Source organism: Burkholderia sp. BE17 (genome assembly GCF_009362305.1).
GTDB classification, from domain to species: domain Bacteria; phylum Pseudomonadota; class Gammaproteobacteria; order Burkholderiales; family Burkholderiaceae; genus Burkholderia; species Burkholderia pyrrocinia_C.
This window is the reverse complement of record NZ_WHNU01000048.1, coordinates 20422-36904: the sequence shown is the minus strand read 5'-3', so window position 1 is coordinate 36904 and position 16483 is coordinate 20422. Positions and strand designations below refer to the sequence as shown.

9 protein-coding genes and 2 pseudogenes are annotated in these 16483 nt (G+C 60.7%); 7 read left to right on the top strand and 4 right to left on the bottom strand.

Annotated elements, in window-relative coordinates:
- Positions 1 to 354: 354 nt before the first annotated feature.
- The 6 genes from GD429_RS32895 (at position 355) to GD429_RS32870 (ending at position 8746) form a co-directional block, all read left to right on the top strand.
- A complete protein-coding gene (locus tag GD429_RS32895) occupies positions 355 to 684 on the top strand; it encodes an H-NS family nucleoid-associated regulatory protein (RefSeq protein ID WP_152863406.1) in 330 nt (109 codons plus the stop codon).
- 325 nt (positions 685 to 1009) lie between these two features.
- On the top strand, positions 1010 to 1570 hold the full coding sequence (locus GD429_RS32890; RefSeq protein ID WP_152863404.1) for a hypothetical protein: 561 nt from the start codon (positions 1010 to 1012) through the stop codon (positions 1568 to 1570).
- A gap of 69 nt (positions 1571 to 1639) precedes the next feature.
- A complete protein-coding gene (locus GD429_RS32885) occupies positions 1640 to 4438 on the top strand; it encodes a type VI secretion system Vgr family protein (protein ID WP_321575060.1) in 2799 nt (932 codons plus the stop codon).
- Positions 4439 to 4442: 4 nt separating this feature from the next.
- Positions 4443 to 6833, top strand: a complete 2391-nt coding sequence (locus GD429_RS32880; RefSeq protein WP_193727263.1) for an effector protein Tle3 domain-containing protein — start codon at positions 4443 to 4445, stop codon at positions 6831 to 6833.
- 93 nt (positions 6834 to 6926) lie between these two features.
- The gene (locus GD429_RS32875) at positions 6927 to 8477 is read left to right on the top strand and encodes a type VI lipase adapter Tla3 domain-containing protein (protein ID WP_227791886.1); all 1551 of its coding nucleotides are present in this window, start codon (positions 6927 to 6929) and stop codon (positions 8475 to 8477) included.
- Positions 8478 to 8485: 8 nt separating this feature from the next.
- Positions 8486 to 8746, top strand: coding sequence for a PAAR domain-containing protein (locus tag GD429_RS32870; protein ID WP_152863400.1), 261 nt, complete (start codon positions 8486 to 8488; stop codon positions 8744 to 8746).
- Here the strand turns inward: GD429_RS32870 and GD429_RS41915 are convergent.
- Positions 8743 to 9030 (bottom strand): tyrosine-type recombinase/integrase, encoded by a 288-nt coding sequence (locus GD429_RS41915; protein ID WP_321575059.1) that lies wholly within the window; start codon positions 9028 to 9030, stop codon positions 8743 to 8745. The two genes, GD429_RS32870 and GD429_RS41915, sit on opposite strands and share 4 nt — an antisense overlap.
- 379 nt (positions 9031 to 9409) lie before the next feature.
- Between GD429_RS41915 and GD429_RS32860 the strand changes: the two genes are divergently transcribed.
- Positions 9410 to 9697: a hypothetical protein gene (locus GD429_RS32860; protein ID WP_152863399.1), complete on the top strand. Its 288-nt coding sequence runs from the start codon at positions 9410 to 9412 to the stop codon at positions 9695 to 9697.
- Positions 9698 to 10148: 451 nt separating this feature from the next.
- Here GD429_RS32860 and GD429_RS32855 read toward each other — a convergent pair whose 3' ends face one another.
- From GD429_RS32855 to tssI, 3 genes and pseudogenes are all read right to left on the bottom strand, one after another.
- Entirely contained in the window at positions 10149 to 15014 is a 4866-nt protein-coding gene (locus tag GD429_RS32855) for an RHS repeat-associated core domain-containing protein (RefSeq protein ID WP_152863396.1), read from the bottom strand.
- A 103-nt stretch (positions 15015 to 15117) separates the two neighbouring features.
- Positions 15118 to 15441, bottom strand: a pseudogene (locus GD429_RS32850) (hypothetical protein); the annotation flags it as partial.
- A pseudogene (gene tssI / locus GD429_RS32845) lies at positions 15411 to 16164 on the bottom strand (type VI secretion system tip protein TssI/VgrG); the annotation flags it as partial. The pseudogenes GD429_RS32850 and tssI, both read right to left, overlap by 31 nt.
- Positions 16165 to 16483: the final 319 nt, after the last annotated feature.

The window sequence follows — 16483 nt, the reverse complement described above, 5'->3', positions numbered from 1 at the left end:
GGTTGTAGTGGCTAGATTGAAATGTCCGCTTTGGGGGTGCGGCGGAATTCTTGGACTGGCTTCGATGGCTGCAACGGAACGGATCACGATGCGCGAACTGGAACGCAATAGAGGGCACTCGTTCACCGAGTGCAGCGCTCATTGTATTGGACTCGAGTATCGTCGAGTATGACCAAGCCACTGGCGTGGCCCGCTACCGGAACGATCATCGTGGTAACCAGTCGAAACGGCCCGCCACCACAAGGCGGCCTACCGACCCGTGCGCAAATTCCGATCAGGTGGCACTGAGATGCGAAATAATAGCGGCACTCGGCGCTCGTTTTCTGCCACATCCAAACCTTCTTTCCGGGACTTATGGAAGCATCTACCCTTCACGCGCTGCAAGCCGAGCTACGCGAACTCGATACTCAGCTGACCCAGACCAGGGCCGTAGAAAAGAAGGCTGCGCTGGCAGCCTTCAAGAGACAAGTTGAGCTGTATGGCATTACCCAGCAAGAAGTGTTGTCCGCACTGGGCTATATACAGACGCGATCAAAGCGCGTTGCCGCGAAGTACTACGATCCGTCGTCGGGCCGCAGTTGGTCAGGCCGCGGCCCTCGGCCGAAATGGCTGGAAGGCAAGGAACTGGTCGACTATGCAATCGACCGTGAGCGGCGGACGTGGTGGCCCGGCGAAGACTCGTGAATGCCGCACCGGTGTTTCGCAAATAGCTTACGCAGTACATTAAAAATGCCCATCGTTTGAGCGTGCGACCTTCTCCGACGACTTCGAGGAACAGACTGTTGAGGTCGTTTTTCGGAACCCGAACAGCAACGTAACAATGATTGACTTTCTGTCTGGAGTTCCCAGCCTAGAATTGCATACCGACTCGTCATATGGTGCAATGGAAGAATTGCGCGATGCATAACTGATCTCTGCGGCCGACGCGTTCGAAAACATGCCAGTGCCTTATCCGAAACGGGCCGTATTCGTCATGACGTCTCCGACACGTCCAGACGTTGCGTCGGTCGTGGCTGACATCTCCCGGTACGGTCCTGCGGTGCGCTGTTTCCTCTCGCCGTTTGACGCGCTGTTAGAGATGCGGTTCATGCGGCAGAACGATCCTGATGCGGTCAACGGGGTCGTGCGTTCGAACCTTTTGCCGATAGGGATTTTCTATTCGAGTCGGTTCCGGCAACGGCCGCTCGCAGTGCATTTGGCCTGGCTCGCGCACCACCAACGATTGGTTGCGCATAACGACGGCCAATTGATCCGTGTAGTTCGCGATCAGGCGCCCCAATGGCGAATGCAGCCGAGAAGCCCGGAGAGGATGGAAATCGACAGCGAGACCTGGGCGGTATTGGACCGGTTACATGAACGCGCCGGCCTGTTCGCCTGGCGCGACACGCTACAGATTGTGCAACAATGGTTCGCTAATCCGGTCGCAGCGGAATCAACGCTGCAGCGGACTGTTACGGCACTCGACACAATCGAATCGATAGTGGTACCAGTCGGTCGCGCTGAACAGGTGGCGGTGTTTGACCCGGAATCGGGGCAATGGCATTTCGTACCGCGTGACACGATCAATTAATACACTGAGAGAATCCGCCCAGGCCGGGACGGATTAACAGGATGTGAACAACGAAGAAAGGGGCTTGCGGTGGGCATTCGCGACACGTTCAATAACTTCGCAACGGGTGCAGTCGACTGGAATCAGCGTCCCGTCAGCCTCAATTTTGGCCAGGCGCAAGGTGCACTGGGCAATTTGGTTGCGCTTCAGCACGCACGCATCCATGAGGGGTTGATGACCGGCATCCACGGCGCGCTTACCTGCGTGTCGCCTCGTCATCATTTGCCTCCGAAGCTGTTCATGGGCATGCCGGTCTCCGTCCAGATCACCACCGATCGCGGGCAGCAACACTGCGTCAACGCGATCATCCGCGATGTCCAAGCCGGACAGAGTGATGGCGATCTCTGCGTGTACCAGCTCACGATCTGTGATGCCTTGTCGCTGATGGACAAGCGCACCAATTCACGGCTCTTTCGCACGAAAAGCGTCGTCGACGTGCTCGCCGTTCTGCTCAACGAATGGCGGCAGCGCAGCCCGGCGCTCGCCCGCGCGTTCGAATTCGATCTGTCCGGCTTGAACCGTAGCCGTTACCCCGCGCGCGAACTGACCCGACAGGTCAACGAATCGGACGCGAAATTCATTCGTCGCCTGCTGCGTCGCGAAGGCATCACCGTGTTCGCCCGATCCGGTCCCGTCAACGGCGCGAAAGGGACCCCCAACGAGCCCCCTGTCCACACCCTCGTCTTCTGTGACGACCCAATGGGCCTGCCCGAAGCGCCGGCCGGCACCGTGCGCCTGCATCCGCGCGACGCTGGTACCGAAGAGCGCGACACCGTTACGCTTTTCGCACAACACCAGCAACTCGTCTCGGGTGAGGCCAGCCGCCCGTCATGGGACTACAAAAAAGCCCGCGTCGACACCTCAGCGGCCACGATAAGCCTCGACCAGGGCGAGGCCGGGAACGACCTCGCCAAGCTGCTGGCCGACGTGATCATCGACATCCCGCACGCCGGCGATTCCTGGGACGATCTCGATCGCCTCACGCAAACCCGCATCCACGCCCATCAGTTTCAAGCCGAGCGGGTCGACGGCGCGAGCGGCGTGCGCGATCTCGCCGTCGGCGCGTATGTCACTCTCACGGGTGATGTCGACCTCGACATGCAGTCCGTTGACCAACGCCAGTTCGTGATCACCTCGATCCAGCACGACATCTGGAACAACCTACCGAAAGGCTTGAGCGATCGCGCACAAGCCTTGTTTGCCGCCAGCCGCCATCTGGCTCAACCCACGTCGGCTTGGGCCGCCTCGCTCAGCGAGGATAGCGATACCCGCTACGAAAACACCTTCACAGCGGTACGCCGTGGCGTACCGCTCACGCCCGGCTATGACCCGCGCATCGATCTGCCGCCCGTTCATCTGCTCACTGGCGTCATCGTCGCGCGCGACGGCGAGGACATCGTGTGCGACCAGGATGGCCGTGTCTATGTCCAGTTACAGGGCCTTGATCCGGCTGATCACGCCCATGCCCAGGGCGTTGGCACCAACGGCAACTCCGGCGACAGCGTACCGATCCGCGTCGCCACTAGTCTTGCCGGCCCGGGTTTTGGTGCATCTTTCCTGCCGCGCGCCGGCATGGAAGTCTTAATCGATCATGTCGCCGGCGACCCCGATCGTTTGATCATTACGGGCGTCGTGCCCAATGGGGCAAACCCACCTGCAGCTTTCACCCATACGGGATCGCTGCCCGGTAATCGTTACGTTTCGGGCATCAAAACTCAGGAAATAAAGGGCAAGCGTTATAACCAGCTCCGGCTCGACGACACGCCGAACGAAATCAGCGCGCAGTTGGCGAGCGAGCATGCCTATACCCAATTGAATCTCGGGGACCTGACCCATCCTCGCGAGAACGGCACCGGACAAGCACGTGGCGAAGGCGCGGAGTTGCGCACCGACGCGGCCGCCGCGGTGCGTGCCGCACGCGGCATCCTGCTCACGGCCTATGCACGCACCCGCGCCAGCGGCGACCAGCTCGACCGTGACGAACTGATCGCCCTGCTCGGCGAGTGCTCGGATCTGTTCAAGTCGCTCGGTGATTACGCAGGGCAGCACGGCGGCCAATCCGCGGATACCACCGGCCAGCAGGCCGTCGCCGCGGCTTTCAAGAACTGGGCCGCCGGCGATGGCGCACCAAACTCGACCGGATCCGCTGCCGCGCCTGCGTCGGGTTCATCTGCCTTGATGGCGATCGGCGCACCAGGTGGTTCGGTCAATCTGACGCCAAAGACGCACGTCACCTACGCTGGCGAAAACATCGACCAGGTCGCGCAGCAACATCTGCAGTTGACCAGCGGTCAGCGCTTCAGTGCGTCTGCCGGCCAGGGCCTTCACCTGTTCGGGCGCGGCGAAGGCGTACGCGCGATCGCCGGCGACGGGCCGCTGATGTTGCAGGCCCAGCAAGACATCCTGTCGGCCATCGCGCAGAAAGGCGTGCAGATCACGTCGATCGGCGACGAGGTGTTGATATCCGGCAAGACCATTCGAATGGTTGCTGAAGACGGCAGCTATCTGAAGATCGGTAGCGGTATTCAGGGCGGCTCGAACAGCGCTTTCACCATGCATACGGCAGGCCACGATTTCCTCGACCCGGCCACTGATCACGTCTCGTCGCCCGCCTTCTCACAGGCTGGTGCCGACCAGAAATTCCGCCTGCGCTATCCCGGTACCGACAGTGCCGATAACCTGCACGCCGTGCCGAACCGGCCGTACAAGATCACCCTGAACAACGGCCAGGTCATTCAAGGCGTCTCCGATCACGAAGGTTTGACCAACCTCACCGCCAGCGATGCAATGCACATCGCTCACGTCCACGTTTTCGACGCTAAGGAATAAGCCGATGGCCACCTCACAAACTCCACGCGTGGTCGGCGAAAAGAAAGCGGTCCTTCAATCGAACCGTCCTCAAGACGCGCACGTCAACGTCGACGTCGAGCACCGCTTTCCCTGCACCACCATCCTGATCCACGGCGTCAACGATCTCGGCACCGATTTCGGCACCGTCGAAGGTGGGCTCTGCGAAGGGCTCAACGATCGCCTCGGCCGCAGCGATCTCAAGGCCGCCGAGTATAAGCACGGCCGCATGGCCCATGACGATCCGAACAAAAAAACTGTCACCGCTGCCGACCTCATGAAAAACCTCGACGATGTCCTTTATCGTCGTCAGGAAGCAGCCGACACCCGCAGCCCACTTATCCCCTTCTATTGGGGCGTCCGAGCAGACAAGGACGATCTGCCGAAAGACCCCAACAAGCAAACAGTCAACGGCCAGTATGTCGACAAGTTCGGCAACCGCTTGGACGTACACCGTGCCAAGGGTGGCGGTTTCTTCGCCAACGCCACGACCGACATCCCCGGTATGTTCTCCTCGCACTTCTTGGGAGGAAAACTTACCGCCTCGCTCAATTTCCTCTCGGGCGATCCGACCCATCCGTTGCTCGAAGCCCCGAGCCGCCACTACATGGTGCTGGCTGCCGTCCGGCTGGCTGCACTCGTTCGACAGATCCGCATCATCAACCCTGACGAGACGGTCAACATCATTGCGCACAGCCAGGGCACCCTGATCTCGCTTCTCGCTCAGGCCTTCCTGATCAACGGGCTGGATTCGAAAGTGTGCAGTGTCGGAGATCGACCAGCCGACACGCTGATCTTGATCGACTCGCCCTTTACCCTCGAACAGGAATTCGCGGACCGCTTCGGCCAGACCGGCGACGAGCAGCAAACCACTTACGCACGCACCAAAACCCTCTCTAATCTCACGCAGTTGGTCGCGCAAGCGAAGCACGGCACGCCGCCACTCGATAAGCTCTGCGCCACCGATGGACAGGGCAAGGTCGTGCGCGACAACTTCGGTATCACCGGGCCTAAGTGGGGGTCCCAACATGCCACGCGCCTGACAGGCCCCAACGATGTCGTCGGCAATGCTACGTTGGCCTTCGCCGAACGGGACAATCGCGGCAAGGTCTATCTTTACTTCTGCCCCGAAGACTCCACCGTCGCCATGAACGGCATCAACGGCATGGGCTCGTCGGGTCTGCCCGATTCTCGCAGCGTCACGGCCTCGCGCGATGGTGCAAAACCCGAGACCATCCGGATCCTGTCCGATAGTTTCCGCCAACGCGTGTTCACGCGGCGCTTGCGCAACGACAAACCGGTACTTGTCGGCAATGCCCCCGGTCCTTTCACCTTGCGCGAAAAAGGCGAAAGCGCCCACGGAACTACCGGGGTGACGGAGAAATTGAAGCGCGCCGACATCCCCGTCGGCACCGTGCGGACGATCAATGGCGAAGCGTTGCCTCCGCCGTTTCCACCGGAACTGCAAGCCAATGTGATCGACGGAACCCAACGCACGCCACTGGACGGCAGTGCGAGCGAGGTCGAGCCGGGTCAGCAGGCCCTCGACCAGCTCGAAGCCGAGACCGTGTTGAGCACGGATGGCGGCCCCGGCACCTTGCAGAAGCTACCGATTCAAACCATCGACTGGCCCGGTTTCGGAATCGGCAGTCGGATCCCCGATCGCGGCACAGTCGAGACCCGACTGAATGAAGGCAAGACCAATGCCGACGATCGGTTTCGCGTGCTTCAGGTCACCGCGCCCTTTCCGATCCAGCCCGGCAAGCTGCAGATCGTCCGACAGGAATCCCCCAACGAGGCCAAGGTGCGCATCATGAACTCCTTCCGCTCCCCGGACTCCTATCACTCCGCCGTCATGAGCGGTCGACGCAATCACCGCTGCGCCACCGCCTTCGATGTCTCCATCGGCCAGGCCCGCGCCATCGATGATCCAGACTGGGCAAAACTGCTGCGCGCCATCGCAGATTGGCGGCTGTCCTTTGACAAAGTACAGGGCGCATCAGGAAAACAAAAATACAACCAACTCGATCCCCTAACCCGCAAGATCGTCGAAGCAAATTGCAAGTACTACTACGACGGCACGTTTCCGGCCGCTGACCTAGTGCCCGCCGCGCCTCCGTCCCAAGTGGTGAGCGAGATCTACCAACAGCAACAGGATTTTAAAAAGAAGCAGGAAGCCGACCAGGAGCGCAAGCGCATCGACGAGCGCAATCGGCGTCTGAAGGCACAGGCCGACCAGGTCAAATCCCAGGTCCAACAAGGCATGACGCGTGGCCAGCAATACATTGGCAAGCAAGTCGACGCCGCCAAGCAGGGGCTGGACGGGGCGCTCGAAAATGCCAAACAGGGCGTCCAGGACCTCTGGAACAAATTCTGATCTGCGATGACAATTACACCTTCTACCAGCGCGTCGAAACGCCCCCTATTCGGGGTACTGCTGATGGTCCTGGCTTTGCTCTGGACCGCCGTATTGAAACTGCTCACCGTGAGCGGCGCTCTCCCTTGGGGAACCACATCGATGACTCAACGCGGGCTGTTCTGGCTGCTACCGATCGTTCTGATCAGCGGCATGGTGTATGCCGGCTATAGTGTGTGGTCACGCCAACATGCACCACGCGCGTTCGATCCGGCAGCGGTGCCGGCCGCCGCTGTGCATGACGATGGGTTCGCTGCGGCCGCTGCGCGCGATCCGCGCTTCACGCTGGAGATCCGTCGCTTCGGCGTCACGGTCGACCGCTTCCGTCAGCGCGCGCTGCTGATGCGGCTGGATGAAGCCGGCGTGAACGGTAAGTTGCTGTCGCAAGATCCGAAAGACTACCCGTGGGAAGCAATGGCGCGGATGTCTCAAGAAGGGCAACGCGAAAACAACGTTTTCGGCTACACCCTGCGCAACTGGACAGATTACTGGCCAATCCCGGTCATCGTGGCTGGACCTCCAAGAAAGGAGAACGACCCCGACGCCGGTCGCATGGCTACGCATATCGGCAGCGCCGACAATGGTGCAGGGATCGGGAACACGCTCTACATTCGCCTCGATGAGATCCATACCGAACACGGCGATGAGGTAATTTCGCGTGTGTTCGAGTTCTTCGATCGGCATCCGGACCTGCCCGCCGTCGTGCTGCTGATCGAGGATGGGTTGAATACTCGGTCGTATTTGAGCACTCCGGGAGAAGACCTAACGCAACAAAACAAGAACGGCAACTTCGTGCCGACCCGGCCCGATAGTTTTGTGGCCCTGCTGGTGACACGCAAGGATCGTGTCGACCGACTGATCCGGCCTTACACGGTTGACGCACCGGAGGCGATCGACAACACCAAGACGCAGTACGACGTGATCAAGCTGTGGAATTACTTTTGGGCCCAACAGAAGGCCTATTGGGCAGCAGGCGACGCAGCAGGCGAAGCAACGCACAAAGAAATGCCCTGGGACTATTGGCAATTGAAGCTGGCGGAATTCTGGAAGACCACGCCGCTAAAAACGCCGGAAGGCTTCAAGCCGAATCCGTGGGTGCCGGTGCCGTGGACGACCTGGCAGTTGAAGGAATACGACGACTGGCCGGTACTAGCCTACCTGCATCGCCCCGTGCGCGTGGATCTGAGCGACGGCCATGGAGAACCGCTGAAAAAGGGCGAAAAGATCGAAAAACTCCGCGCGGGTTGGCAGCAGGCACTGGACACGTTACCGACAGGTGTCCAGCCGGGCCGTATGTTCTACGACACGGGTGCGTCAAACAGCTCGTTGGCACTGCTGGTGCAGTCGCTACACGACAATCCGCAACACATCGATCTCGACGATCCGAAGGACGCTTTCGACATGCAGCGACGCATCGGTGGCGACACGGGCACAAGCTCGACCTGGGTGCAGCTCGCACTAGCCTTGATGATGGATTACGGGGACGGCAAGACGAGCGCGTTGGTGAACCTACGCGACCCGTTGCACGGGACAATCGTGATGCTGACGCCTCCGGACGAGACGTCGCGGAAAGCGAACCCACAGACGTTCAGCTGGGATTTTTAGGGCCCTACATGAGCGAGAAACCCTATATTCTTGAGGGCGATGCCCATAGCCATGGTGGTCGCGTCCTGTCGGGCGCGCCCCACTCTCGCATCAAGGGCCAGGCGATTGCGCGTTTGCACGATCCCGCGATTTGCGAACTTCACGGCCCAACGACCATCGCAAAGGTATCGGGTCGTGGCCGTTTCGACGGTCAGCCCGCCGCGTGCGATGGCGACGAGTTGGCCTGTGGCGCGAAGCTGATCGCGAGTCAATCGGGCACCGGCGGCTAAGACCAAACCCTCGGCACCCCGCCGGCGAGCTCCTCGTCAACGGTGTGCGGCACCAAGCTCGTCGCAACGCGGGCCGCGGACGACGGGGTCGTGATCGCCGCCCCGCCCGTGCCTTCGGCCCCGTCGAGCGCCGCGTTGAAAAACGTCTCGACCGACTGTAACTGCCGCACCGCGTCCGCCTTTGTGTAGAGCGTGGTGGTGCGCAGGCTCGCATGGCCGAGCAGCTCCTGCACGTCGCGGATGTCGGCGCCGACGTCTAGGCCGTGGTTCGCGAAGGTGGGCAACTTTACTTCCCATCACTGCGAACGAAAGATCGGTCTTGTCGATGACGAAAAGTAAAACCGTGACGTTGAGAAAGTTTGGCGACGAAAAACGTCAGTGTCGACGGTCTCCAAGACAACACCAGACCGATAAGTCTTCAAACGGTCATCAACACCAACTGGAGGGGGAAATCGTGTGTATATTTACCGTAGAAATCGATCTCCCCAAGAACATTTCTACCTCTCACGGAGTCGATGCGACCGGTACGGCCGCGCCGATCAAACCTCGCGTCTCGCGTTATCAGTTGATCCATATAAGCGGATCTAAGAGTTCGCGACGGGACTTACAATTGCAGTGCCTGTGGCCTCGTCAAGAAGAGTTAAATCAAACGGAGACGCGATAATGATGTTGTACGGGATATCGGACCTGGCGATCCTGCTTTGCTTGGCGCTTGCCGTCACCATACCGATCACGCTGATCATCGCGGCTTTCGGATTGAACGGTCGCGTTCGCGCACATAAAGCCTGGAGGATCTGCATCGTCTTCCTCTGCTGCCTGGTGTTCGGGCAGGTTGTCGCCCTTTTCAACCATCGTTCAATTGCCGATAGCTATGACCATGCAATAAGCGCCTGGCACACCCACCACCTCACACGGGCAACGGTATTCGACGGGATGCTGGCGTCGGAATGAACGTACCAGCGAGATAAGCCTTGTTATCACTACAGCACGATTTTCGACCAAAACTTGGGTTTCGCACAACGTGTGGCCGGGACTACCGGCGCTGCAACGGCATCGCGGGGGAGTTGACACCGCCCTTCGCGACGCTGCGCCCTGTGACGATTTTAATGCACCGCACGCAACCCCGTGATTCTTCGAAAACTTCCCGTCTCGGGGCCAATGTCGCGCGGCGAAGTGACATCTTTCCTTCGCAAACGGTGACGACTTTCCTTTGGTCTACGCCTTGGCAGTGGCGTTCCCCGCCTCGTGCGATTCGACCACGTCTTCCATATGACCCGTGTGACACATTGCGCTCGGCAAGCGTCGAGCCCGGTTAACTTGATGGCAGATCGGCGTATCGAACCTGCCGAACTCGCGTCTAAATCGACTTCAGCGTCAATGCCAGCACTTACGCCCAATTCAACTATTCTGGCGCCGGGGGCGGCGGACAACCATTTCGTCTCTTATCAATAATCGGTATGTCGCCAAAACAATGAAAAGGATCCTTATAGTAAGCTTCAATTCCACGCTTAGTATCAGATATGGATATGTCCATCCCCGCCACAACCTTATTCAAATCAAATCCGAGGTTCTCGAAAAATGGGTGCGAATACGGTTGACGTGAATCGACGATGCCGAGGTCCAATACACGGCTCCCAGGAAGATTGAAATATTTACCATTTTCTCTGTACCCCGGCACCCGTAAGCCATTCTTACCCCAGGTAGCTGGTTGCGCCTCAAACCGATAGGGACCCTGCAAAAGTGGGTGTGTAGCATTCAAGTGTGCTGCATGCGATTCCAGGATCTCTTCGGCGCCCCGTCCGGTTTTACCCCGGCGGACTGCGTCTCCGCCGATCGCCTTCATTAAATTGATGATTCGCGACAGTGGGTCATCCGCGCTATCCAGTCCAAGGGGATCTGCCCAGGATGTGGTGTTCTTCGCATACCGGTAAATGTTCGTGGCCGGCCCGATGCCAAGCGGATCCTGGGATATAAACATCCCGACGCGACTGTCGTAGTAGCGGTACCGGTTATAGTGCAATCCAGTTTCCGCCTCGAAGTATTGCCCCTGAAGCCGGAGCGGCTGGTCGAAATCATTAAGAGCCCAGCTTCGACTGACTGTGCCCCAGGCCGCGTAGCTGCCGGTCCAGAGGACCATGCCAAGCGGATCGGTGATTCGGGTTGGCGCGCCGTTTGGATCGGAATGAAAGTAATGCATCGCTGAAGGATCGCGCGTCAGGTCCAGCGACGATCGCATCGTCGGCCGATCCCGACTTCCCCGGTCTGTAGGCTGGGCTTGCAGTTGCTGCGCCTCCCACACGTCGTCGCGGCCAGTTGCGTGTCCCGCATTCCGCGTGTCGCTCGCTGGCGACGCTGCCGTATCCGTTGCGGATACATGCCGCATTCCTGTCAGCGGCCGAAAGCCCCCAGGATAGTAAACCCACTCCCGTGCTTCGCCATGCACACTCGTTGATCCAGGTAACGCATCGCGTGTACCGCCTACACAATTCGGGGATTGAGACTGAGTCGTGTCGGCACGGGAGGGCACGTTTGGCGAGAGTTTGGGAATGTTCTCGTCAACCGCCGCAAATTCGCCCACCATCACATCCCCTTCCCAGAAGTAGCGGCTGGTACGGAGCGATGTTGACCCTGCCCGGGAATCGACGTCATGCTTAATCTTCGTGATCTTCTTCGTGCGTCGATGAAAGACGTCGTACTCATACCGCGTACGAATGTTCAGCGTGGCGTCTGAGTCCCCCGCGGCGGCCGGTGCCCGACGCAAGGTCAACGTTTCAATCAACAAACCGTCGCCATCCCAGCGCAGCATCAGGTCCTGTTGCGGATCCTGTCTGCGCACAAGGTTGCCGATGCGGTCGAATGCATAGTAGCAGCCGTCATGTTCGCCTTCCCGTATCCACATGTCGGTCTGTGGGCCCTGCCCGAACGCGCCAGTCTGGTTGCAGTGGCGAATCCGGGTCTTCAGCAGGTCGCCGGCCGGATCGTACAGAAAACGATGCAGCTTGTCGGCCGGATCGAGGTGTCCGGTCAGCTTCCCTCCCGGATCGTACTGGTAGCGCTCGACGCCAAGTCGCGAGTCGCGCCTTTCGGTCATTTCGCCATTGGCGTCGTATACGTATTCACTGGCGAACAGGGGGCCGGTACTGGCCAGCAGCGTTTGCTTTGCGAGCAGCCCTTCCGACGTATAAGATAGTTCGCGTCGCAGATCGACGCCAAGATGCTCAACGCGGATCTGCCCGACCGCGTCCCGCTCGAATGTGAGCGGCGCATTGTCGTCAATCTGGATCGATCTGACCACGTCGAGCGCGTCGTAGTCGTAGCGAACCGTATGCGTGATGATCTCGCCATCCGCCTTGAGTTCAGTTCGGCGTTCGATCCGGTTGCCCGCCGCGTTGTACACATAGACGATCACAAAATGGTCGCCCTGCCTTTCCTCTACGAGGCGACCGGCCGCGTCATACGCCAGTTCGACGCGGCTGTCCGGATTCTCGGCGACGATCAGGTTGCCACGGCAGTCATACGTGAGCATCTCGGTACGAATCCCGTCGGGTTGCCGCGGATCCGGCACGCGCTTTTTCACGATACGGCCAAGCATATCCGTTTCGTAGCAGATCGCCTGCCCCAGCGGATCGACGCTGCGCAGCAGCTCGCCCGCCGCGCCGTACTCGTAGTGGTGCAGCTGGCCCCAGTAATCGACCTCTTCCACGATCCGTCCCAACGCGTCGCGCTTCAGTTGATACAGTTCGCCGCGCTCGTTGACCACGCTGATCAGTTGCCCCTCGGTGTCGTAGCGATATTCGACCACGCCCCCGTCCGGCGTCAGCCGCTTGGCGGTTTGCCCGAGTGCCGAATATTCGCATTGTGTGACTTGGTCATTCGGATCGCGATAGCGCACCAGATTACCGTCGGCATCATAACCGCAGAAAATTTCCCGTTCGCCCGGCTCGATCGCCCGCGTCAGGTTGCCGTTGTGATCGTATTCATAACGGCTCACCTGACCAAGCGCGTTGACGGTCTGGATGACATTGCCCCGCGCATCGTGGGCGTACCGGGTGCGTTGGCCGAGCGGATCGGTCACCGCTTCAACATTGCCATCGCGATCGTAGTCGAAGCGCGTTATCCCGCCACGGAGTCCTGTATGCGCCACCAGTTGCCCGTGCCGGTCGTACTCGTAGCGCACGGTGGCATGCGTTGGCGTCGTCTGCTCGAGTAGGTTGCCGTGATCATCCCATGCGTAGTGCCACTGCCTGTCGCCTGGCACAGTGAGGCATATTGGCTTATGGTCAGCGTTGTACTCGGCACGCACGACACTCCGGTCCGGCAGCGTCTGCAGGAGCAGATTGCCGTACGCATCGTATTGCCAGGTGATAGTGCGCCCGGCGGGATCGGTTTTTGCGCTCGTGCGTCCCTGCGCGTCGTAGCGGTAGCTCCACACACCGCCCAGTGGGTCGACCCGTGCCACCGGCATGCCGCGCTGATTCGCCTGCAGGGTGGTCGTGTGGCCCAGCGAGTCGATAATCCGCGTCTCGCAATGATCGATATCGTAGACAAAGCGGTAGTCGAACAGGCCGTCGTCGCCCCACGCATGATCGACACGCCACACGCGATCGTCGCCCTGCTGGTAGCTGTAGTAGAACGACACGCCCCGCGCACTTGTGTGGCTCACCATCCGGTGGCCGTCGGCGTAAGCAAAATGATGCGGCTGGCTTATCGCATCCAGCGCGGCAACCAGATTCCCGTTCCGGTCGTGTTCGTAAACGACAAGCGGATGGGCGCGGCCGCCGGCATCGATGAACATCAGCACGGTAAGCAGATCCGCATGGCCTCCCGTGCGGCTGCCTGCAGCAGCTTCACATTTAATCACGCGTCCGGTCTCCTCCTGCCCTTTCCACTCGACCACGCGCGCCAGGGTGCCTTCCAGTTCGCGCTCGAATACCCACGCATTGCCGTTCAAGTCAGCCATCCGCCCAACGGGCAGCGTCAAGGTGGCGTCGTCCGCAAGCCTCTCAAGCGCATATTGCCAGTTCGCGGGCAATGCAAACTCATATTCGAGCCCTCCACGCGTGCGCAGGACCAGCCGGTCGTCTCGCAAGTACAACGCCAGTCCGCGCTGCCAGTCATACACGCGCGCCGGCCACCCAGTTGGGTCCGGCATTGCATCGAATGCCGTCGCGTGATTCAGGAAATACGCCGCCACACCCACAGTGCCGTCGTGCCGCATCAGTTCGAGCCGGATATCAGCCGGCGTCTGCCAGCCCACGCCCACCGCGCCGCGCCGCGTGTCGTGACTCGCGTAATGCCGTTCCCACACGAGCGGCAGGCGCCCCGACACCGTGAAGTCGTGCTGATGCATGACCACTTCGCCGGTGATCATGTTTACCGGATCGGCTCCCAGCACGGTGCAGCGCAGGAAGCCCGGTTTAAGATTCAGCTTGTCGGCCAGCGCCCGGGCCCACTTGCTTCCGCGAAAGGCCTTGAAGAGCGACGAAGCCAGCGCCGCCATGTTCATGACCGGCGGCCCGCCCACCAGCACCGGTCGCCCTACTGGAATCGGCAGCATCACCGAGCTCGGCATCGACAGTGCGGTTCTCTGCGTGTGCGCGCCGAAATGAGGCGGTGGCTCCAGCCCGATCGACCAGCAGCTCATCGCTGGCAGTGCCATGAACGACAGCGGATCATTGTTGGCCAACACAGTTCTGCTGCCCATATAGGATTCAGCGTCGTTCGACGGCAGTTCGGCAGGGGGCGGGGCGAACGACTCGCCTAAAGGAAAGTGCAGGCCGGGCACGTGAAAAGAGTGGGTGCCCGCCGTGGCACGCAAAAACCCGTTTATGAATATCGAGCGGCCTGCCATGCTGCCAATGCCGACACCGGCGCCGGCCGCGCTGGCGATGTCGCCGGCTGAGCTAGCGATGTCGCCGACAACCGAGGTCGCAACCTTGCTGAGCTTCACGCCTTTGGCAATCAGCGGGTTGCTCATCAGCTCGGCGTTCGCCTGCTGCAGGTCAGTCGCCGCGGATTTGAGCGCATGGTCCAGCTCGTTCGCGACATCGGGGTTGTCCTGAAGGTAGTCGATTACCTCTTCCTCGACGAAGGTGAACACGATGCTGCCGATCACGCCCAGCGCGGCGTTGATATACTCGCGGCGATCGAGCATGAAACCGACATAGGGATGCGGCAGGAACACCGGCGGCGTCCCCGGCGTGACCAGTACCGAATGCACATCGATCCCGACCACGGGATCCAGATGCTTGACCGCCAGCAGTGCCATTGCTCCCTCCGTTCAGCGTCCGCCGCGCAACGCAGCGACCTTCTCGCTGAGCGCGCCACGCCGTCGATCGAACGCACTCATCTGCGACACCATCCATTCGACGACGAGCCGCATCACGCCATTTCAGATACGCGGCGCCGGCGATCAGGTGCACGATGACACACTGGTCGAACCACTGCTCGCGCTCCGCCACCTTCAGCGCGGCCACCCGCAATGCCTCGAGCCGCGCCGAATGGCCGCCTTCGATCGTCTCGCTCAACATCACGAACAGGCGCCGGAACTCGCCGCTCGCGCCGCGCTCGCTGGATTCCGCCGTCAGAAGCAGTTCGCACGGCACGCTCGCCATCGCGTAACGGCCCTGCACGACGCGCACGGCCTCCGGATGACGTTGCAGCATTCGAACGACGCGAAGCCGTCGTGGCCGTGGCCGCGCGGGTCGACCTGCTGCGCGGACAGGTCCGCGCGCGGCTTCGTGTAGTCGTAGTCGCTGGTCTGGTGCTTGCCGATGCTCACTTCCTGCGCGGGCAGCCAGCCGTCGACGTGCTCCTCGTCGGCGATCGCGGTGCGGTCGGGCGCAATGAACGGAATCGTCGCGTAGCCGGGCAGCGCCACATGCGACGACATCGCGTCGCACAGCATCAGCGTGTGCGATTGCGCCGCGTGCCGGAAGTAGTAGTAGATCCCTTTGAACTCCATCAGGCGCGACACGAATGCCTCGTCGGTCTCCTCGTACTGCACGCAGTAGTCGCGCGGCGCATACGACTCCGTCAGCCGGTTCTCGATCGGAAACCCGAATGGCGCGAGCACGTCCTGCACGATCTCGGGTACGGTCTTGTTCTGGAAGATCCGGCAGTCCGAGCGGCGCGTCACGAGCCACAGCCACGGGCGCACGACCAGCGCGTAGCCGTAGTAGCGCTCCGCGCGCCGGCCGGCGCGCGACGACGCCGTTCAGGTAGCGCGTCGAATGATCCTGCTGCTCGATCCGGACTGTCACGGGTTTGCCGAGCAGGTCCTTCAGCGACAGGCTGTGACTGTCGGCGAGCGCCTCGATCCGGTATTCGAACAGGCGGCCGAGCGCTTCCTCGCCGTCGAGCCGGTGGAATTTCAGATCGTCGCCGCTCGGGCTGTCGAGCGTGAAGACACGATTCACGTCGCTTCCTCCTCGTCGAATCGGTAATCACCTCGATCGCCGACAACGCGCGGCCGTCGAGCGGCGCGCGCAGGATCGCCTGGCTGATCCGCAGCAGCACCGGACGCGTGAGGATCGCATCGATCAGCCGATCGCCTGCCGAGCCGGAATCGGCCTCATGGGTTACGCGCCACAGGACGAATAGTGCGGGCGACGGAGACCTTGCGACCTGGAGCCACATCCTTCTCTACCCTCTTGCCCGGGCGGACAGGCACAAGTAACAGTAGGACAATTAATCGTCTGACGAAAGGAGGGCTGCGTTAATCGGTCGCCAAGCTTG

What these genes read in the sequence shown, in the direction of transcription:
- GD429_RS32860 (WP_152863399.1), top strand. Translation starts at nt 9,410, where the DNA reads ATGATGTTGTACGGGATATCGGACCTGGCGATCCTGCTTTGCTTGGCG.
- GD429_RS32870 (WP_152863400.1), top strand. Translation starts at nt 8,486, where the DNA reads ATGAGCGAGAAACCCTATATTCTTGAGGGCGATGCCCATAGCCATGGT.
- GD429_RS32880 (WP_193727263.1), top strand. Translation starts at nt 4,443, where the DNA reads ATGGCCACCTCACAAACTCCACGCGTGGTCGGCGAAAAGAAAGCGGTC.
- GD429_RS32895 (WP_152863406.1), top strand. Translation starts at nt 355, where the DNA reads ATGGAAGCATCTACCCTTCACGCGCTGCAAGCCGAGCTACGCGAACTC.
- GD429_RS32855 (WP_152863396.1), bottom strand. Translation starts at nt 15,014, where the DNA reads ATGGCACTGCTGGCGGTCAAGCATCTGGATCCCGTGGTCGGGATCGAT.